Source organism: Chloroflexota bacterium (assembly GCA_034717495.1).
Lineage (GTDB): Bacteria > Chloroflexota > Anaerolineae > JAAEKA01 > JAAEKA01 > JAYELL01.
On sequence record JAYELL010000071.1, the window covers coordinates 44,537 to 64,501 of the forward strand.

15 protein-coding genes are annotated in these 19,965 nt (G+C 57.8%); 8 read left to right on the forward strand and 7 right to left on the reverse strand.

The genetic code is table 11. The annotated features are described in order from the left end of the window. The first annotated feature begins 1 nt into the window (after nt 1). Entirely contained in the window at nt 2–622 is a 621-nt protein-coding gene (locus tag U9R25_13625; GenBank protein MEA3336946.1) for a hypothetical protein, read from the forward strand. 159 nt (nt 623–781) lie between these two features. After that, nucleotides 782–2,878, forward strand: coding sequence for a hypothetical protein (locus tag U9R25_13630; protein MEA3336947.1), 2,097 nt, complete (start codon nt 782–784; stop codon nt 2,876–2,878). Nucleotides 2,879–2,881: 3 nt separating this feature from the next. Here the strand turns inward: U9R25_13630 and U9R25_13635 are convergent, their stop codons facing one another. From U9R25_13635 to U9R25_13645, 3 genes are read right to left on the reverse strand one after another with little or no spacing between them, the layout of a single operon-like run. Further along, nucleotides 2,882–5,995, reverse strand: a complete 3,114-nt coding sequence (locus U9R25_13635; protein ID MEA3336948.1) for an error-prone DNA polymerase — start codon at nt 5,993–5,995, stop codon at nt 2,882–2,884. Then, nucleotides 5,964–6,251: a DUF6504 family protein gene (locus U9R25_13640; GenBank protein ID MEA3336949.1), complete on the reverse strand. Its 288-nt coding sequence runs from the start codon at nt 6,249–6,251 to the stop codon at nt 5,964–5,966. The genes U9R25_13635 and U9R25_13640 overlap by 32 nt, the downstream gene beginning before the upstream one ends. Next, complete coding sequence (locus U9R25_13645; GenBank protein ID MEA3336950.1) at nt 6,248–7,459, reverse strand: hypothetical protein; 1,212 nt, start codon at nt 7,457–7,459, stop codon at nt 6,248–6,250. The genes U9R25_13640 and U9R25_13645 overlap by 4 nt, the downstream gene beginning before the upstream one ends. A gap of 503 nt (nt 7,460–7,962) precedes the next feature. Between U9R25_13645 and U9R25_13650 the strand changes: the two genes are divergently transcribed. The 6 genes from U9R25_13650 to U9R25_13675 all read left to right on the forward strand — a co-directional run bounded on the left by U9R25_13650 (nt 7,963) and on the right by U9R25_13675 (nt 16,317). Continuing rightward, nucleotides 7,963–8,913 (forward strand): carbohydrate kinase family protein, encoded by a 951-nt coding sequence (locus U9R25_13650; GenBank protein ID MEA3336951.1) that lies wholly within the window; start codon nt 7,963–7,965, stop codon nt 8,911–8,913. An 81-nt stretch (nt 8,914–8,994) separates the two neighbouring features. Continuing rightward, on the forward strand, nt 8,995–10,266 hold the full coding sequence (locus U9R25_13655) for an aminopeptidase (GenBank protein ID MEA3336952.1): 1,272 nt from the start codon (nt 8,995–8,997) through the stop codon (nt 10,264–10,266). Nucleotides 10,267–10,365: 99 nt separating this feature from the next. Beyond that, nucleotides 10,366–13,308 carry a molybdopterin cofactor-binding domain-containing protein gene (locus U9R25_13660; protein ID MEA3336953.1) on the forward strand — a complete coding sequence of 981 codons (2,943 nt, stop codon included), beginning with the start codon at nt 10,366–10,368 and terminating at the stop codon, nt 13,306–13,308. 8 nt (nt 13,309–13,316) lie between these two features. Next, nucleotides 13,317–14,207, forward strand: coding sequence for a hypothetical protein (locus U9R25_13665; protein MEA3336954.1), 891 nt, complete (start codon nt 13,317–13,319; stop codon nt 14,205–14,207). A gap of 12 nt (nt 14,208–14,219) precedes the next feature. Next, nucleotides 14,220–14,987, forward strand: coding sequence for an inositol monophosphatase family protein (locus U9R25_13670; GenBank protein ID MEA3336955.1), 768 nt, complete (start codon nt 14,220–14,222; stop codon nt 14,985–14,987). A 256-nt stretch (nt 14,988–15,243) separates the two neighbouring features. Next, nucleotides 15,244–16,317 (forward strand): serine hydrolase domain-containing protein, encoded by a 1,074-nt coding sequence (locus U9R25_13675; protein ID MEA3336956.1) that lies wholly within the window; start codon nt 15,244–15,246, stop codon nt 16,315–16,317. A gap of 8 nt (nt 16,318–16,325) precedes the next feature. On the opposite strand, the gene rfbB is transcribed toward U9R25_13675, so the two are convergent. The 4 genes from rfbB to U9R25_13695 all read right to left on the reverse strand — a co-directional run bounded on the left by rfbB (nt 16,326) and on the right by U9R25_13695 (nt 19,962). Next, nucleotides 16,326–17,345, reverse strand: coding sequence for a dTDP-glucose 4,6-dehydratase (gene rfbB / locus U9R25_13680; protein ID MEA3336957.1), 1,020 nt, complete (start codon nt 17,343–17,345; stop codon nt 16,326–16,328). Nucleotides 17,346–17,366: 21 nt separating this feature from the next. After that, nucleotides 17,367–18,107 carry a hypothetical protein gene (locus U9R25_13685; protein MEA3336958.1) on the reverse strand — a complete coding sequence of 247 codons (741 nt, stop codon included), beginning with the start codon at nt 18,105–18,107 and terminating at the stop codon, nt 17,367–17,369. Nucleotides 18,108–18,232: 125 nt separating this feature from the next. Next, entirely contained in the window at nt 18,233–19,306 is a 1,074-nt protein-coding gene (locus tag U9R25_13690) for a glucose-1-phosphate thymidylyltransferase (protein MEA3336959.1), read from the reverse strand. Further along, complete coding sequence (locus U9R25_13695) at nt 19,303–19,962, reverse strand: CpsD/CapB family tyrosine-protein kinase (protein ID MEA3336960.1); 660 nt, start codon at nt 19,960–19,962, stop codon at nt 19,303–19,305. The genes U9R25_13690 and U9R25_13695 overlap by 4 nt, the downstream gene beginning before the upstream one ends. Between the last annotated feature and the right edge of the window lie 3 nt (nt 19,963–19,965).

Genomic DNA, 19,965 nt, shown 5'->3' on the forward strand with positions numbered 1-19,965 from the left:
CATGAAACAGGCACGTTTTTTGCTCACGGTCGTTGCGTTGCTGATGGCCCTGGCGCCAGCAGCGGTACTTGCTCTTGACAGCGGAAACTACAGCGGCGACGACCTCTACGATCCCGCAGCCACCCCCCCGGAACTGGGACTGGTTGCATCGGTCAACAACTTCAGCGGCGATGACAGCTACGACCCTGCCACCCAATCGACCAGCCAGCACCGAACCTACGATGATGTCACGTCGGATGCAGTGCAGGAGCTGGCATCCGCTGAAGATCTGAGATGGCTTGACCGTCCTGTGGACGGCGACCAGGGCTACGATCCTGTATCCAGTGGCGGCATAGCGCTGCGATCCAAACCTCACTACTCATTGGTACCGCCGGCAACAACCGACCCAGGCTTGATCGCCATGTACGAACTGGCATGGGACGAGAACCTGCGCTGGCTTGACCGCCCGGTTGCCGGCAACTTGAGTGACGACGACAGCTACGATCCCGCGACCGGGGCCGATAGCGACGCAGCCCCGCTTGACCCAGAGGTCGATGAATTCGGAATTCCCAACTCTCAGAGCGCCGGCGATGCATCCCACGATCCCGGTGTCGACGAGTTCGGCATTCCCTTTACCCAATAAGATACCCGCCGAAATAACCTTTCTCCTGGAAAGCTGATTGGCCAGAAAGGCCGACAGAAAAAAGAACCCATCCGCTGTCGGCTCCGCCGAACAGCTTCCAGGAGAAACTCACCAAAACGAATCAAAAACCCCAGTTCCCATGCAGAAGAAAAAACCATCATGTCTTTTTACAACTTCAGAGAGTTGCGCGAAACTCCAGGAAACTTATCAAACTGTCTTGCGACCAGTTGTGTTTATCGGGTTACCGTTACCCTGCTGGTTGCCATGCTGCTTTTGCAACCGATTGGTCCGCGGGAAACATCAGCTTCCGGACCCGAAGAGGCACCCCTGCCACCGGAGATTATCCAGTCCGATTCCGGCATCGCCATTGCAGCCAGGTCGGGGGCCACAATCGATTTCAGGGTCAACAACGGCAAGCCAATCAAGGGCAACTCCCCAAAAAAACTCGTACTGCCCTACCTGGTTCTTTATCGTAACGATCAGCTAAGCGCCCCGGCGGAACGAACTCTGTTGGTAACTGTGCAGGATCTTTCGGCGTCGCCCTTAACGGCAACCATCGTGCTGGAGCTGGAGACTGAACACGCGGACCCTGACGCCAAAAATGATACGCATCGCCCAATCGTCGTGTGGCAGGAATCGCGGGAGATCGCCAATTCTGATGAGGTTGTTACCTTTGTCCACCGCTTCGACGCGACGACGCCATCGGAATCGTTATCGATCACAACGCCAACGGACTATTATGGACTGAGAATCTCGTTTTTCGATCACCAGGCGGCCGAACCTTCTGAGATCATCGAAATCGACCACGCATTCTTGCTGGAGAATCAGTGGGTCGCCCAGCTTCCAAAGGTCCGGGAGGAAACGCCCGGCGCGGCACCTGACGCGCTGATTATCAACTTCTGTGACATGTTCCCATTTCAAAAGGACAATTGGCAGCCGGCTGGCCGGCTGCTTCGGCAGGATGTCCCCAGGTACGTGGCAACTGAACTCGTCCCTGCCATGATCGAGGCCGTCCGCCTGCAGAGCAACGATTGGGGCTTCACCTGGCACGAAGCCTGGACCAGCTGGCGTTCCGGGCCTGACCGTGAAAATCTGAGCGTAGCCCTTTCCGATGGCGAGACCTGGTTCCATGGCGTGGCTCCGGCCCGGGCCAACTCAACCATTTCCATACGCGTCACGGGAGGGTCGAACACATCCTACGACACACTGACCGACGGAATCGTGGCTGCGTTTCATCATGAACTGTTCCACAGCTTGCAGCGCAGCCTCCACCAGGCTCTGGGCGGCAACGGTGACATCAATGGTCTTGAGGATGCCTGGGATTTTTTTATCGAGGGAACGGCCGTGATGGTAACCTCGGTGGCCCAGCCAGAGATTGAATTCAGCCGGTCATTTGGCTATCGGGCCTATGCCGCCCGCGCCAATGCTTTCCTGGGTGGAATCGGTTCGTCGGACAGCAGATTGAACACCAGCTACGAAGAACTCAATCCCTATCAGGCCGCGCTTTTCTGGCGCTTCCTCTACGAAAAATGTGGAGGTATGGCCAATGGCAGGGAAGATCCCGGCGCAGGCATGGCGATCATCAAGAATGCACTGGCAGCTCTGTTCGACGGCGGCACGATAGATATCGCCACATCGGCTGAACTGGTCACACAGATGAAGAGCGTCATGGATCGGGCGCTGGAGCGCACCCCATCCTGCCCCTTCAGCACCTTCGAGGATAGCCAGCGCCAGTTCTCTATCGCCCTCTACACGTTACGACTGGACCGTGGACGATGCCAACAGCCGGGCCGATCGGATGGGTGCGAACTTTACGACCCAAACCATCTTTACAAGCAGCCATCGACCAGCAAGTTGGTTTTCACGGGAGAACCATTGGTTTTTGGCCGGGAGAGCCAGCCCATTCCCGCCGGGATTCCGAACAGCTTCGGCATGGATTTTGTCGAGATCAACCTGGTGCCGGGAATAACTGAACACTCCCTGGCGATTGAGCTATCGGGGGAACAGACAGGCGCTGCGGTATTTGACCTTCAGGTCCTGGAGATCATCAATACGAGCGGCGATACCAGAGATTTCGCCACAGCACGTGCCGTACAGTCAGCAATCAAAGATGGAGTTCGCCGGCATATCGTCCTGTCACCGGCTGAAGAGACCACCGGATTGGCCCTTGCCATCACTCGAGTGGACAACTTTGAGCAGCTCGATGCCGCGGGCGTCTATACCCTTTCAGTGGAATTAGTTCCCGCGGGAGCTTGATCGTTAAGTTTGGCTGTTTGTGCTGGCACCTGCCAATCGCCATGGGCGCTGAGCCAACACATTGACCGCGCCCCGCTGCCGTTGGACCCAACCCCGCACGGCCAACAGGGGCAAGTTCCGCCAGACGCGCCGGTACTTGATGGCCACTGCAGGTCGAATGATGACGTCGATCATGCCAAACTCGTCCTCCAGAGTCAGGAACCAAAAGCCCTTGGCCGTCGGTGGGGCCTGAAGCACGGTCACCTGCCCCGCAATCCATACCCACTGACCATCGCGGCAATCGTGCAAATCCCGGCTGCTAAACACCCCCTGCTCCCGCAGCCTGGCTCGGTGATGGGCCATCAGGTGCTCGTCGGCTGAGACTCCCAACACCTTCAATTGTTCTGCCAGGGCCTCCAGGGGGCGAAGGGGAGGCAGCTCGGCAGGTGCCGGATCGGGCTTTTCGTCCAGCAACAATGTATCCCGCTCGTAATCCAACAGGCCCAACTGCCACAACAACCCGCGGCGTCGGGTTGTTGTGTGGCAGCTATCAATGGCGCCTGCCAAAATAAGCCGTTCCACCAGGAGACGCGGCAAGCGGGTACGGCGGCAGAAGTCAGCCAGCGACGAAAAGGGTCCATCCCGACGCGCCAACAGGATGCGCTCGCCGCCCTGTTCCCCCACCCCCTTGATCGAAGCCAGCCCAATGCGGATAGCCCCGTCCGTCAGTTGGTACGCCACCCCACTGCCGTTGATATCCGCCGGCAATATGGAAATGCCGCGGCGTTTGGCGTCGTTGATCAGGACAGCGGGACTCCAGAAGCCCATCGGCTGATTGTTCAACAGGGCGGCGTAGAACGCTCCGGGGTGATAACATTTCAACCAGGCGCTCTGGTAGACGATTACGGCAAAAGAAGCCGCATGACTCTTGGCAAAGGCGTAGCCGCCAAAAGCCTTGAGCTGTTCGAAAACAGCCTCGGCCACGTCTATAGGCACCCCCTTGCCTTCCGCCCCTTCCAGAAACACCTTTCGCAAGCGCTCCACCCGGTCCACACCATTTTTGTGGCCCAACGCCCTGCGCAATAACTCCCCCTGTCCGCCGCTGAAACCGGCAAAGTTGCGCGCGATCTTCAGCACCTGTTCCTGGAACACGATCACCCCCAACGTCTCGCTCAGCGCAGGCTCCAGCAGAGAATGCAGGGTAGTGACCGGTTCCTCACCCCAACGTCTGCGCAGATAGGGTTGCACCATGTTGCCCTGGATCGGACCGGGGCGAATGAGGCTGATCTCCACGATCAGATCCTCGAAAGATCGAGGTCGAAAGCGGGGCACCAATTGGGCCTGGGCCCGACTCTCCACCTGGAAACAGCCGATGGTGTCGCCGCTGCAGATCATGCCGTATACGGAAGGGTCGTCGAAGCTGAGGCGGTCCAGATCGGGACGCTGTCCCGTCTCCTCCACGATATCACAGGCATCCTCCAGGACCGACAACATGCGCAGTCCCAGCAGATCGATCTTGACCATCCCCGCTTCTTCCAGGGACTCCTTGTCCCACTGGCAGACGGTGCGATCCTCCATTGTCGCCGGTTCCAATGGCATGATCTCTGGCAACGGTCTCCTGCTCAGGACAAACCCACCGTTGTGAATGCCCAGGTGGCGGGGCAACCCATGGATCTCGCTGCACAATTGCAACATCAACTGCCAGGACTGGCTATCCACATGGTCGGCGAAAAGGGCCAGATCCCGCCAGGCTTCATCGAGACCACGACGATCAGATGCACTGGCCAGCGTGTCGATCAATTCCCGGGGAAACCCCAATGCCTTGCCCACATCCCGCACGGCGCTACGCTGACGAAAGGTGACCAGCGTACAGGCCATGCTTGCGTGTTCCCGGCCGTAACGCTGGTAGACATACTGAATGACCTCCTCCCGCCGGTCAGCCTGAAAATCGATGTCGATATCAGGTAAGGTGGCCCGTTCCTCCGAGAGAAATCGTTCGAAAACCAGATCGTGCTCCAGAGGATCGATGGGCGTGATGTGAAGCAGGAAGGCAACCAGTGAGTTGGAGGCGGATCCCCTGCCCTGGCAACGAATACCCTGCTCCCTAGAAAAGCGCATGATATCCCACACAATCAGAAAATAGTTTACCAACCCCAATCGCTGAATGACGGCAAGCTCATGATCCAACATCCACCGGACCCGCTCAGCCGGTTCTGAGCCGTAGATTTTGGACATTGCCGCCTGGCAAAGCTGTCGCAGGTAACCCCCGGCATCCAATCCTGATGGCACAGGAAAGCGAGGCAAGTCTTGCACCCCGTGCTGAAGAGTCAACTGGCAACGCCGGGCGATTTCCAGTGTACTAACCAGCGCATCAGGCCGATCGGCGAAGAGCTGGCTCATCTGCTCCACACTCTTGAGATAGGCCTCGCTGTTGCCCCGCCGCAAATGATGGCTGGTGTCCAAAGTCGCACGATGGCGGATAGCCACCAATACATCCTGCAAACAGTGCCCATCCCGGCTGGCATAGTGGATATTGTTGGTCGCCACCAGCGGCAAGCGCAGCCCATCAGCCATTGAGATAAGCGCCCGGCTCAAGCGTTCATCCCCTGGTCTGAGCTGCCGCTGCAATTCCACAAATAGACGGTCAGGTCCGAATAGCTCATGCAAGCATCGAGCCGATTCATGGGCAGCCTCCATCTTCCCCGCCAGCAATAAACTGGCAATCTCCCCTTGCCGGCAGCCTGAGAGAGCAATCAGGCCGGCGCTGTGTGCGGCCAGGTGGTCCCAGGTGGCTTCCGCCTTGCCCTTTTCGCAACGCATACGAGCCGTTGTAATGAGTTGGCTCAAGTTTGCATAGCCTGTATCGTCCTCAGCCAGCAGGGTTAGATGACGGCCTCCGGTCAACGTCAATTCCACCCCAACGATCGGCTTGACGCCAGAGCCAGAGGCTGCTCGCCAGAAATCGACGACGCCGTACAGCCCATCGTGATCTGTGAGGGCCATGGCAGGCATCTCCAGCTCAGCAGCGCGCGCGATCAACGCCGCAGGCCGTGAGACGCCATCCAGCAATGAATAGCAGGAATGACAGTGCAGCTCGGCATACATCTCAATCGTACACCCGCTCCAGGTACCAGGCATCCTGTAGCAAATCACGATACAGCACACAGAGCAGACCGTCGGCCGTGGCCACCTGAAAATAGTGGCGCCAGATCTGCCCCGTCCCCTCCGCTGCCTCAGGGAGAGCATCCAGGTCCCACCATTGATCGTGCAAGACCCATTGGTCGACGACGCCATGAACCTGTATCTCCCTGCAGCGCCAGCGAAAGACAGCCGGCCGGTCAGCACTCAGTGCCACAGCGACGGGTGTGCCCTCGGGCCAGAGACGGGTCATCATTCATTGCCTGTGCTGCCTGGCCATTCGGTCAACACGAAACGTTTGGCCGCCAACCGGTTCTCCGGATCCACCAGGACAGCTCGTCGAAAGCAATGGCGTCCGTAACGGACTGCCAGCCGGGCGAGATGCGCGTCCGCTTCCATTTCCTGCGAGTTGGACCAGAGGCTAAGCTGATGCACCGATGGGGAAGTCAGATTGCTCAACGTCAGCACCAGATCGGAAACCGGGTCATGATAGCTCAACCCGCCAAGTAATGTCTCGCTCAAACGGGTCAGGCGCCCTGCATCCGCCGTGGGTTCGGCCAGCCGGCGTCCGCTAACAAGAGACGCCCCATCCACACAGGTCACCTGTAGATCCAGCTGCCCGGCGCGTAAAAATACCCTCGCCAATCGATCACTCAACAAGCCCATTAAGTGAGTAGCCGCAGCAATCAGCGGTTGGAGATTATCGATGGACGGTTCAAATTCCCAGGCAGCCATCTCGCTGCGTTCCCTGTGACCAGGAATCACGGGCCGGTCGTCCTGTCCCCGAGCCAGACGGTGGGCCAGCTGGCCCTCCCATCCAAATTGCTGAAGAACTGCCCGCGACGGCAAGCAGGCAAACTGGCCCAACTGGCGCAGGCCAAACAGATTGAGCCTGCGCCGGGTCTCGTCGGTGATGGGCAGGTAAGCCACCGGGAACCTGCTCAGAAAGCTGCGCTCCGTACCGGATGTCAACACCAGCACCCGGTTCAAGCCCAGACAGAGGGAAGCGATCTCGGCAGAAAACTTGTTAGCCGCAACGCCAACAGTCGCTTCCAAACGGAGTTCGTCGGCGATTAGCGCGCTCTGTCGGCGGCAGATGCGCTTCGCCTCTACATCTTGATCGATGCCACTAAGATCCAGATAGGCAGCACCTGGCTGGGCAGGCTCGACAGCGGGCAATTGACTGTCGAGAAGCGCCGTTGCCGTTGCCGCAGTTTGTCGATACAGGCTCAAGCGAGGCGGCAGGAAAATAGCCTCAGGGCATAACCGCTCGGCGTGACGCACTGACACGCCAGGCCGCACCCCCTCCGCCAGAGCCTCAAGCGAACAATCCATCACGCGGGCTGGGTAGTGTTCACTGGCGATCACCAAAGGCTGTTCGGCCAGTCGGGGGTGCTCACGCCGCTCAACCGCGACCGCCAGGTGGGGAATCACCAGATAGGCCACACGGCCGGACGCGCTCATCGTCACATGCATAGAATGTAATCGAGCTGGGGATCAACGCCAGCTGGCGTTGATCCCGCTTTCACGCACCAGCGAATCTTCATATCCCCGTACGTGCAACCCATTCTTTGCAACCTCCTCTCTCGGCCAGCCGTTCTGCATTCCCCACAATCCCGACGCCAACCACCCATCGATGGAGAATGGGTCGCAGCAACTTTCGCCTACCGGCAAGCCATTCTTTGCGTAGCAATGAGCCGGACAATGGCCGAAGCTCAACAGAAACAGAACATACGTTCCATTTATTATACACGATACGCGGCCAAAAACAAACGACAACGAACAGGTAAACAAGGACCAAGGGAACAAGTAAATAAGTAAATAAGTAAATAAGTAGACAAGTAGACAAGTGTGGCTGCGCAACCCCGGAGCGCTTTTGTTCGCCTTCATGCCCCATGGTACAATTCGATGGTCTGGCCCGCAACCGATAACGAGATCAAGCGAACGGAGAAACGCTACCACCAACCATGCAAAACATACTCAGTGCAGGTTTCGTCTGTGGGGACCTGGTGCTCAGGCCCGTCGATAAGTTACCCCCTACCGGTGGCAATCGTTTCGTCGACGATGCCAGGCTGACCATTGGAGGCTGCGCGGCCAACGCAGCGGTGGCGTTTGCCCGACTTCTCAGGCCAGTGGGAGGCAGCTCCGCTCTTCTTGGCCGGGTGGGGGATGATGCCCTGGGCCAATCCCTGATCGATCAGCTCACCCAGACAGAGGTGAATACGAGCTATCTGCAATCCACTCCCGGCGTGGCAACAGCCATCAACACGGCTCTGGTCTCCAGCACGGGTGAACGCAGCTTCTACGTCTTCCCCGGCGCCTGCGACCACCTCTTTGCCGATGACCTGAGCGACGAGCGTCTAAGTCGATTCGACCACCTGCATTTGGCCGCCATCGGCGCACTGCCCAATTTGGCCGGGAAAACCGCCGCCGATGTTGCTCGTAGAGCCCGCGCGCTGGGTTTGACAGTCAGCCTGGACGTTACGCTCAATCCACCCCGTGACATCGCCGCCGATGTACGTCCTATCCTTCCTTTCGTAGACCTCTTTTTGCCCAACCTGACCGAGGCTCAGGCGATCCTGGAAAAAACGGCCCTGGACGACCTGCTAGATCAAGCATTGGCAGATGGCGTTGGCCTGGTGGGAATCAAACAAGGGGAGGCCGGATGCACGCTGGCTACTGAAAAAGAGCGCCTTTCTCAACCAGCATTTGACGTCCCGACATTGGATACATGCGGCGCGGGTGACTCATGGTCTGCGACAGTCGTATACGGTTGGAAGGAGGGATGGTCGCTCAATGCCATGGCCCGGATTGCCAATGCAGCAGGTGCGCTTTGCTCTGCCATCCCGGGATCTACCCTGGGTCTGACCGATGCCAAAACGCTGCGGTACTTCGCCGCCCGAACTCGCCTCCGCTAGGGATCAAAAGATCCAAATTGCCACTGTTTGCGGAAAAGGTTACAATAGGGGCCAATATCTTCCATTCAGAAAGGATCATCGATGACCGTTGATTTCCTCGCGCAGCAGCAAGCTTATGCCGATTTGATTATTCATGGTGGGGTTAACTTTCAGCCGGGCCAGGGGTTGCGCGTCCGGGCCGAGCTGGGACATCGGGATTTTGTCCGTCTTCTGGTTGCCGCAGCCTATGATGCTGGCGCTCGCCACGTGGACGTGATGTGGACCGATCCTATCACTGCCAAGGTCCGCTTTGAGCATATCGATCACGATTACCTCGGTTACCTCCCGGAGTTTGAGGTTGCCCGCGCTCACGAACAACTGGATGACCGCTGGGCCCTGGTATCCCTCACCGGGGATGAATACCCCGACGCCTTTGAGGAGATCGATCCTGCCATCATGCGCCAGGATCGGCTTGGGCGCATCCAGAAGCTCAAATTCTTCCAGGAACGGGTGATGAACAATGAGATATCCTGGTGTGTGGCCAGCGTGCCCGTTGCACCCTGGGCGCAAAAGGTGTTTCCCGACCTGGACGCCGACAGTGCGCTCCAGCGCCTTTGGCAGATGGTATTGTATACCTGCCGCGCTGACCAACCTGATCCAATGCAGGCCTGGGCCGACCACGACGCCAACCTGAAAACAGTTGCGGCCTTCATGGACCGCCACCAGGTCCGATCGATCCGTTTCCTGGATGAGACGCCCGGGCCCGATGGCAGACCATCATCCGATTTGACGGTTGGCCTGACCGATGCCCCCAATTGGAGTTGTGGTTCCTCCGACAATGCTGAGGGCCGTCCTTTCTTCGCCAATATCCCTACGGAGGAGATCTTTACATCGCCCCATAAGGATAAGGCCGAGGGCTGGGTTCGCACGTCCAAACCAGGCTTTCCTTTCGAAAGGGAGCTGCTCGATGCCTACTTCCACTTTGAAAATGGCCAGGTGGTCGAGTGGCACGCTGAAAAAGGACAGGACGCCCTGGATCAGATGTTTGAGATGCCGGGCGCACGCCAGCTGGGCGAACTGGCCCTCGTCGATGTGCGCTCACCTATCAATCAGAGTGGTCTGATATTCCACAACACGCTCTTCGACGAAAACGCCGCCTGTCATATTGCTTTCGGCCGCGCCTACCCCGAGGGGGTTAAGGACGGCAACAAAATGACCCAGGAAGAGCTGGAAGAGATGGGGGTCAATGCGGCGGACACGCATCAGGATTTGATGATAGGCACCGATACGATGACAGTCATCGGCATCTGCGTGGACGGCAGCGAAGTTTTGATCATGAAGAACGGCATGTTTGTCGACGAGGTAGTCGCCTGACACCTGTCTGAGGACTCGATGTTACTCTGAGTTGACTAAAGCGCACGATGTCTTCTGGCACGTGGGCAGCGAGAAGCCTGAAAGAAACGAGCACCAGCCATGCACATCAAGATCGACGTAAACGGCGAGAATCGTGAACTGGAAGTTTTGCCCGACGATACCCTGTTAACGATATTGCGCCGCGCCGGACTTTACAGCATCAAACATGGCTGTGAGACCGGCGAGTGCGGCGCCTGCGCCATACTCCTGGAAGGCACGCTGGTCAACTCTTGCACCCTGCTTGCAGCCCAGGTGGACGGCAAACGAATTGAAACGCTGGAAGGTCTGGCACCCGAATTGCCCGGGCAGCGGGGAGACATGCACCCTCTTCAGCGGGCCTTTGTAGACACCGGCGCCATCCAGTGTGGCTATTGTACGCCCGCCCAGATTCTGGCCGCCAAGGCTCTGCTCGAAAAAGAACCGACCCCGACGGATGGACAGATTCGGCAGGCTCTGGCGGGCGTTCTGTGCCGCTGCACTGGTTACATCAAGCCGGTTGAGGCGGTCCAACGGGCTGCTGCAGTGCTGCGGGGCGAGGAGGTACCGCCGGTGGAGGGGCCAGCCACCATCCAGGCTTCAGACAATCTTTTCATGCCACCGCAGGAGCCGCTCGATCCCCCTGCGCCCGCCCCCAACGGCAAGGCGGTAGACACCCGCACCAAGCCCAAGATTCTGGTTGTCGTTCCACCTGAAACCCAGGTCGTCAACAAGCCTGAAGTCAAGGTAGATGCCGTAAAGCTTGCCAAGGGCCGTCCTGTCTTCAGCGACGATCTGGAGCTTCCTGGCATGCTCTACGGAGCCTTGCTCACCAGCCCCCATGCCCATGCCCGAATCCGTACGATCGATACGAGTCGGGCCGAGCAGCTGCCGGGTGTCCATGCGGTGTTGACCCACAAAAATGTGCCGCGGGTCATGCACGCTTCTGGTGGGCAAAGCTATCCCAACCCCCATCCTTACGATCAGGTCGTATTGGATAACAAGGTTCGCCACTACGGGGATCGAGTGGCTGTGGTAGCTGCCGAGACCCCCGAGATCGCCCAGGAAGCCCTGTCGCTGATCAAGGTGGACTATGAAGTCCTGCCTGCGGTGCTTGATCCGGTGGCTACCATGCAGCCTGGTGCGCCGGTTATTCATGACGAGCCCGATGCCATCGGAATACACGATGCTCAGCGGAACATCGTGCACCAACTGGATGCCAGTTATGGTGACATGGAGGCGGGTTTTGCCGCTGCCGACCATATCTTCGAGCGTGAATACCGCACCCACCAGGTGCAGGCGGCCGCCATCGAGCCGCATGTCTGCATCACCTGGTGGGACGAGGATGACCGCCTGGTGGTTCGTACATCCACCCAGGTGCCCTTTCACGTGCGTCGCATGCTGGCGCCCCTGATCGGCCTGCCGGTGCGCCGGATTCGGGTCATAAAACCGCGACTGGGCGGTGGATTCGGCGTTAAACAGGAGCTGCTGATCGAGGATCTGTGCTCGTTGTTGACAATTGCCAGCGGGCGTCCCGTTCGTATCGAGTATACCCGGGAACAGGAATTCACCAGCTCGCGCAGTCGCCACCCGCAGGTTCTGCGCTACAAAACAGGCGTCCGCAACGATGGCACCCTGACCGCCATGCAACTTTACATGATCGGCGATACGGGCGCCTATGGTACCCACGGGCTGACCGTCCAGATGGTTGCCGGTTTCAGGGGTTTGACAACCTACAAGGCCGACGCCTTAAGCTGGCAGTGTGACGTCGTCTACACCAACCGGCCAACGCCAGGCGCCTACCGCGGTTATGGTGCGCCCCAGGCCCTCTTTGCGCTGGAAACACACATGGAGGAGATCGCTGTTGCTCTCGACATGGATCCGGTTGACTTCAAACGAAAGAACTGGGTCAATGAGGGCGACGAACTGGTGCTGGCCCGTGCCATGGGCGAAGGGCGCGAGGGCTTTGAGCAATGGGTGCACAGCTCCGGCCTGGAACAGTGCGTGCAATCTGGCATGCAGGCAATCGACTGGCAGCGCCGCAATGATACCAAATGGCGGACGGTGCCCGGTAAGCCCCATCTGCGCCGCGGCCTCGGTTTCGCGGTCTGCATGCATGGCTCAGGCATCGCGGGTCTGGACATGGCTGCCGCCAGTATCAAACTCAACGACGATGGTTCCATCAACCTCCTGGTGGGTGCAACTGATCTGGGCACCGGTTCGGATACTGTCCTGGGCCAGATCGCAGCAGAGACCCTGGGCGTGCCGTTGGAAGATGTGATCGTCTATTCTTCCGATACTGATTTCACCCCTTTCGACACCGGAGCGTATGCCAGCAGTACCACGTACATTTCAGGCGGCGCCGTTCTCAAAGCCGCCGAAGAGATTGCTGAGCAGATACTCAAGCATGCGGCCATCCACTTCTTCCCCAAGGTAGACCGGGAGCGTCTGTGGCTTGAGGACCGGCAGGTGTGCGCGCCGGGAGGCGAACGGGTATCCCTGGAGACGGTAGCCTTGCACGCAACCCATCAGGCTGACCAGCATCAGATCATGGCAACTGCCAGCCATATGAGTTATCAAAGCCCGCCGCCTTTTGCCGCTCAATTCGCCGAGATCGAGGTCGATGTACAGACCGGTGAGGTAGTTGTCAAACAACTGGTCATGGCGGTGGATTGCGGCGTTGCCATCAATCCCATCACCGCGGCGGGACAGGTGGAGGGAGGCATGGCCCAGGCGCTCGGTTACGCCCACAACGAGGAAATGGCATACGACGACGAGGCGCGCCTCGTTACCACCGACTTCCGGACCTACCCGATTTACCGGGCCGATGAGATGCCCGAACTTGGCGTCATTCTGGTGCAGACCTACGAACCCAGTGGTCCATATGGCGCCAAGGCGATTGCAGAGATTCCCAAGGATGGCGTGGCCCCGGCGTTGGGCAGCGCCATCTTCGACGCCACCGGCGTTCGCATTCGCGAACTGCCCTTTACACCAGAGAGGGTCTGGCGGGCCCTGCAAGACGATTGAGAGCACGTATGAAAAAACAGGTCCGGACAGCGATCATTGCGGTCATCATCACAGCACTGCTGGCGGGCTGCGGGGGTAGAGCCGAGCCAACTCCCACAAAAACACCGCGCCCACTCCCCCCGACCACTCCCTTGCCGAGGGCAACCTCAGGGGCAGCAGCCCGCGCCCCGGCCAGTGAACAGGTATCACCCCTGCCAACACCAACAGCACCACAGTCTTCCCTGCCTACGCCGACGGCCCCACAGTCTCCCCTGCCAACACCATCTGAGACCACCTTCCCCCGGATGCCCGCTTCGTCGGCGATCTCTTTTGATCTCCGGGAACCGGTTCCCGTACTGGCCGCCGACCTGATCTGCGATTCAGAGTGTAACGTGGGAAAAACGAATAGCGTCGGGCTGGTCATCCTGGACCTGGAGGCAAAGCAACTGGACACTTGGGTTACCAACCTGGATCCCCTGGAGGGCCAGGAATACGAAGGATGGCTGATCGACGAAAACAGTGTGGAAAGCGTGGTGCGCTTCAACACCAGCCCCGCAGGCATTTCAGGCCAGTATGTCTTCCTGACAGGTATGGCAGACGATCCCTGGATGGCCTTTGAACTTAGCGTCGAACCGGAGCCTGATGAGAGCATTGTGCCCTCGTCGGACCGATCTATTGGCGGCCCGCTGCGTCGCACAGCCATGGGTGAGGCGCTCTACCATGGATTCTTCCTGCCTTGCCAGGGCTGCCACGGGCGAAACGGCGAAGGTGGCGAGGCAAGTGCTTTGAAGGATACAGATCTCACCTTCGATCAGTTCCTCGATGCAACCCGGCAGCATGATGGGATCGAAATCCCGGAGGCAGTGGCATCCACGGGGGATCTGCGCCACGTCTATTCATGGCTGGTATCATCTCAATGAACGGAAATCATCATGTCACTGCAATCCTATCTTGATTTTGCCACGGAAACAGCCTACCTGGCGGGAAAACTTACGTTGGGCCATTTCCAGGCTGGCGTTCGTCCTGACTTCAAGGCGGATGACTCGCCGGTAACCATTGCCGATCGCGAGGCTGAAGCGTTGATTCGCAGCCGCATCGAAGAGCGATACCCGGGTCACGCGATCATCGGTGAGGAATTTGGTGTCAAAGAGGCAGACGGGGCGGCCTTTCGCTGGTTTATCGATCCAATCGACGGTACCAAGTCGTTTATCCGGGGCGTGCCCCTCTACGCTGTCCTGATCGGCCTGGAAATCGAGGCAACGGTCGAGGTTGGTGTGGCCTATTTTCCGGCCCTGGATGACATGGTCTATGCCGCATCGGGACTGGGGTGCTGGTGGAATGGCCGCCGCGCCCGGGTCTCCCGGCTGGATTCGCTTGACAGGGCTTTTTCCGCCTTCAGCGATGTGGGCAGCTTTGCACAGTACGGCCGACAGGACGAATGGCAGCGCCTATCGAATACCGTCTATGTCCGCGCGGGTTGGGGTGATGCCTACGGTCATAGCCTGGTAGCCACGGGCCGGGTCGAACTGATGCTTGATCCCATCATGAATGCCTGGGACTGCGGGCCCTTTCCACCAATCCTGCGCGAGGCAGGCGGCTACTTTGGCGACTGGCAGGGAAACGAAACGATCTACGCCGACGAGGGGCTGTCTACGACGCAGGCGCTGTTGCCCCAGGTGCTTGATCTGATCGAGGGTTGAGTGTCTCAGTTGAGCTAGATTTCTGAGAGTCATTGCGAGGAGATCGAGCCTGTCTACCATGGAAAGCGTGCCCTGCTTTCCATCGAGCGAGATCGACGTGGCAATCTCTCTCTGTAGGCGCAACTACCAGGTCTCTCCCACGGAATCGGTTCGAGATTGCTTCGACCCCAGTCGGAGATTCAGCTATTCGAACAATCGATAATGGGTCTCGCAATGACATTTCGGCTTTTCACTATTCAGATCATTGAGGATGCGCATGACCATCGAAAACGCGCTGCGAGCGCTGGTGGAGGATAAGGTACGTCAGCAACAGTTTTCCGGCGCAATGCTGATCCGGCACGGAGGACAGGATCTGGTCCGGGATGCTTATGGCTGGGCTCACCGACCATGGTCGGTAGCAAACCAGGTAGACACCCGGTTCAGACTCGCTTCCATCGGCAAGTTGTTCACCGCGGTGGCTGTCCTGCAACTTGTCGAACAAAAAATGCTTTCCCTTCATAGCAGTGTCATCGAGACGCTGGGCCTGCAGAACACGACGATACCCGCCAAGGCCACAGTCTTCCACATGCTCACCATGACCTCTGGCATCGCCGATTGGTTTGATGAGGATGCGCCCGACTGGGCTGCCGCCTGGGATGCCCTGTGCCGCGAGTATCCCATCTATTTGTTCCGGCACAACCGGGATTATCTGTCCCTCTTCCAGAACGAGACACCCTTGAGGCCTGTTGGCGTGAAGCACCAATACAACGGCGCCGGTTATATTCTCCTGGGACTGCTGATCGAACGACTCTCAGGCATGGATTACTTCGACTACGTCCGTCGCAATGTTTTCGAAAGAGCGGGCATGTCGCGAAGTGGTTTTTTTGCTCTGGATGGGGTTGATCCGGAGGTGGCTGAGGGCTACATTCCCCTCACCGATGATAAGGGCCAGGTCATCGGCTGGAAAAAGAACATCTACTCAACAACCGTTGAGGCTGCCGCCGATGGTGGTGCAACCTCAACCCTGGATGATTTGAGCCGCTTCCTGTCGGCGCTTCGCAACGGACAGTTGCTGTCCCCGGAGTTGACCGAAAAGATATCATCCCCCCACGTGGTCCAGTTTGAAGGGAAACAGCGGGGTTACCAATGGCGCTACGGCTTTGGCAACATGTTCCTGCTCGACGACGATGATCGAATCGTGCGGTGGGGACACACCGGGGAAGAGGATGGGGTAAGTTGCCGGGTGTATTATTATCCGCTACAGGATCTGGAGCTGGTTGTCCTGGGCAACCAGAGTTGGTGTTCTGGCGAACTGGTTTGGGACATACACGATTTGATTTTCAGGGAGTGACTGGTGCTTTATTTTACTTCTCTTCCTGCGTACTGGCGTTTATAGTATTCCTTGTAGTGGTCGCCGCTCTTGATCTTGCGCCACCACCATTCATTCTCCCTGTACCAGGTCACCGTATTGATGATAGCTTCCTCGCAGGTGTGGCGACTTTCCCAACCTAATTCCTCCAACTTTTTTACATCCAGGGCATAACGCCGATCATGTCCGGGCCGATCGGTGACCGGTTGGAGAAGGCTATAGGGTTTTCCCAGGGTATCCAGGATAAGATGGGCCATGTCGATGTTGCGCATCTCACTGCCCGTTCCTACGTTATAGATTTCACCAATCTGTCCGCGGTGGAGTACCAGGTTGACCCCCTCGCAGTGGTCAAAGACAAACTGGTAGTCGCGCATTTGCCTGCCGTCGCCATAGAGGGGCAAGGGCAGATCGTCGATCGCATTGGTGGTGAAGAGGGGCACGACTTTTTCCGGATACTGGTATGGACCCACGTTGTTCGACCCGCGGGTAAGGGTTACCGGCGTTCCGAAACTGGTGTAATAGGCCAGACACATCAGATCACCGCCCGCCTTACTGGCTGAATAAGGACTGCGGGTGTGAAGGGGATCTTCCTCGGTCGAACGACCTTCCAGAATCTGGCCATATACCTCATCGGTACTGATCTGATGATAGCGCCCTACATTGAACTTGCGTGCCGCTTCCAGCAGGACATACGTACCGAATACGTCTGTTTTCAGGAATTCGTCAGGCTCCATCAAAGAGCGATCCACATGGGTGGCCGCCGCGAAGTTGACGATCGTGTCGATGCTGTAAGTTTGCATGGCTTGATCGACGGCGTCGGCGTCGCAGATGTCAGCTTGCACGAAGCTGTATCGAGGGTCGTTCTTCACGTCCAACAGGTTGTCCAGATTGCCGGCATAGGTCAACTTATCGAAGACCAACACCTGGTAGTCGGGATACTTGTCCAGCAGATAACGCACGAAATTGGAGCCGATGAACCCGGCACCACCTGTAATCATGATGTTACGCATGATCCTTTGTCTCCTTTTTCCTCATGAGTGCTGAGCCTGTCCGGTAATGCTCTCCAGCCAAACGCTTCGACCGGGAGCAATCTTACTCGGGCGCCTGTAGATCACATCCAGCGTCAAGGTTGGCATCTCTCGAGGAAGCCGCTGCAAAGCCTGCGCCATACCGGGTGCAAGTTGGAAGCAAGGGGAAGGACGATGCTGGATTCGTTCCTCCAGGCCTCCCAGGGCTCCCAGCACATCGATCTCATCTGTTAACAGATTCAGCGTCTTCTGGATCGCCCTCTGCGCGTCGTTCAACAGTGTTACCATACGCGGCGTGGTTTCATGGACGAAGTGATGCCAAAAGGCATCCTGTATGTTTCCAACTCCCGCATGATAGGCAGGCAGGAAAGAATGGACCCAAAAGCGCTCTGCGGCACGAAAGACAGGAAGCAGAAGGTCGGCATACAGACGAACCCGGACCACATGGCTCGTTTCCTCTACCCGGCAGAAATCACGCATGTGAGCGGGATACAGATCGAAATAGGGCGCTGCTTCAAACAAAGGCCAGTTGCCATAGGCATCCCCGAGACGACTCAGTTTCTGAACCAATTCATGAACCACCTGAACCGCTCGTCCTGGAAGTTCATCCAAAGGCAACTCCCCATCGATCAGATAAGCTGGAACAATGGGCGCCTTCTCGATATATTCAGCTGCTGAGCGAATGCGCCACGCCTGGTTGCTCTGCAAAATGCCTGCAACCAGGGCGGGAAGGGAACTTGGCAACTCAAACTCCGCGATATGGACATGAAAGAAACCCGGCTTCTCGCGCCCCAACGCCGTTGAACGGTAAGGGCCGACCCCCCGGTGTTGATCAGGATGCCTGGAGCCACCAGGTTTCTGGCTTGAAATTACAGAATGCCGACCTGACTGTGATCGCCAAGGGTCAGCTTGTATGCTTTGGGCTTGAAGGGCGAGCGATTCAGCGCCACGTGCCTGCCAATGAGACTGTCGGCGATCCGCACCGGAATACCCTGAATTCGAGAGTGTTCCAGAACGATGGAATGTTCGATTTCACTATCCTCAATCAAACAGTGGTGGTAGATTGAGGTGAAAGGCCCGACGTAGGAATTGACGATGCGAGTGTTCTTGCCAATGATCGCAGGCCCTCGCACGACGCTGTTGATGATCTCGGCGCCATCCTCAATCGTCACGTTGTCGTTTACCTGGCTGTCTTTGCTGACAAAGCCTCGGATCTGGTGATCCAGTTCTTCCAGCACTTTGTCGTTGGCATTGAGCATATCATCAGGGCGACCGGTGTCGATCCACCATCCCCTGTGGACATAGGGATGCACGGCATGGCCTTGATCCACCAACCACTGAATGGCATCGGTGATCTCTAACTCCCCGCGCCAGGAAGGCTCAATGGCGTCAACAGCCTCGAAAACATGGTGATCGAACATGTAAATTCCAACCAGAGCCAGATCGCTCTGGGGTTCCTTGGGCTTTTCGATCAGACGTTTGATGGTACCGTCGTCGGACAGCTCGGCCACGCCATATTGCTCCGGCTGTTCTACCCTGGTCAGCACAATCTGGCTATTCCAGATACTGTGCTCAAACTGACGAATCAACTCACTGATCCCACCCTCGATGACATTGTCTCCAAGAAACATAACGAAACGATCGTCTGCCAGAAAATCCTGGCTGATCTTGACAGCGTGGGCCAGACCCAGCGGCGCTTCCTGGGGAATAAAGGTCACATTGACATCCCAGCGCCCACCGCGTCCGACGGCCTCACGAATCTGCCGGGCGTTGTCGTCCACCCCTACCACGATTCCAATATCGGTGATACCCGCATCCCGAATGGACTCAATCACCCGGAACAGTACCGGCTTATTGGCCACCGGGACCAATTGTTTGGCACTCGTATAGGTCAATGGGTAGAGCCGGGAGCCCTTGCCTCCACTTAGAATCAAGCCCTTCATTGGTCATATCCTTGCAGTGCAGCATCGGCGGTCACATTATCGAGCACAACGCCGATAATGTTTGCGCCTACCTTTTCCAGGTGTTCCTTTGCCCGCCGCGCCTGATCCCGTTTGGTCTGACCAGCCTTGACCACCAGCAGTACGCCATCGACCTTGGAGGCCAGGACTGATGCATCCGAAACAACCAGCACAGGGGGGACATCGATCAGAACCAGGTCGGCCAGTGTCGACAGTTCCGCAATCAGGTCCTCCATGCGACGGGAGGCCAAGACCTGGGAAGGGGTTGCAAGCTGCGGGCCACTGGTCAATACGCGCAAGTCGGCGACGTCAGGAACCGTCTTAAGCACGTCCGCAGTGTCAGCCTTGCCCTCTACAACACCGCTCACGCCCAGGTCATTGGAAAGACCAAAGAGCTGATGCTGTTGCGGTTGGCGCAAATCGGCATCCATAACGACCACCTTCTGGCCCATCTGGGCAGCCACCACGGCCAGGTTTGCCAGGACAAGGGATTTGTCCTCGCTGGCCGTGGATGAGGTGATCAGAAACTTGTGCGACCCCTGCCCTCCATTGGAGAAGGCAAGGTTGATATATAACTGGCGATAGGCTTCAGCCGCCGCTGAACCAGGTGAAGTTAGCGTGATGAGTTGTTTTGTCATGGG

Coding starts and splice junctions, on each gene's coding strand:
- U9R25_13625 (MEA3336946.1), top strand. CDS start 2: ATGAAACAGGCACGTTTTTTGCTCACGGTCGTTGCGTTGCTGATGGCC.
- U9R25_13630 (MEA3336947.1), top strand. CDS start 782: ATGTCTTTTTACAACTTCAGAGAGTTGCGCGAAACTCCAGGAAACTTA.
- U9R25_13635 (MEA3336948.1), bottom strand. CDS start 5,995: ATGCCTGGTACCTGGAGCGGGTGTACGATTGAGATGTATGCCGAGCTG.
- U9R25_13640 (MEA3336949.1), bottom strand. CDS start 6,251: ATGATGACCCGTCTCTGGCCCGAGGGCACACCCGTCGCTGTGGCACTG.
- U9R25_13645 (MEA3336950.1), bottom strand. CDS start 7,459: ATGAGCGCGTCCGGCCGTGTGGCCTATCTGGTGATTCCCCACCTGGCG.
- U9R25_13650 (MEA3336951.1), top strand. CDS start 7,963: ATGCAAAACATACTCAGTGCAGGTTTCGTCTGTGGGGACCTGGTGCTC.
- U9R25_13655 (MEA3336952.1), top strand. CDS start 8,995: ATGACCGTTGATTTCCTCGCGCAGCAGCAAGCTTATGCCGATTTGATT.
- U9R25_13660 (MEA3336953.1), top strand. CDS start 10,366: ATGCACATCAAGATCGACGTAAACGGCGAGAATCGTGAACTGGAAGTT.
- U9R25_13665 (MEA3336954.1), top strand. CDS start 13,317: ATGAAAAAACAGGTCCGGACAGCGATCATTGCGGTCATCATCACAGCA.
- U9R25_13670 (MEA3336955.1), top strand. CDS start 14,220: ATGTCACTGCAATCCTATCTTGATTTTGCCACGGAAACAGCCTACCTG.
- U9R25_13675 (MEA3336956.1), top strand. CDS start 15,244: ATGACCATCGAAAACGCGCTGCGAGCGCTGGTGGAGGATAAGGTACGT.
- rfbB (MEA3336957.1), bottom strand. CDS start 17,345: ATGCGTAACATCATGATTACAGGTGGTGCCGGGTTCATCGGCTCCAAT.
- U9R25_13690 (MEA3336959.1), bottom strand. CDS start 19,306: ATGAAGGGCTTGATTCTAAGTGGAGGCAAGGGCTCCCGGCTCTACCCA.
- U9R25_13695 (MEA3336960.1), bottom strand. CDS start 19,962: ATGACAAAACAACTCATCACGCTAACTTCACCTGGTTCAGCGGCGGCT.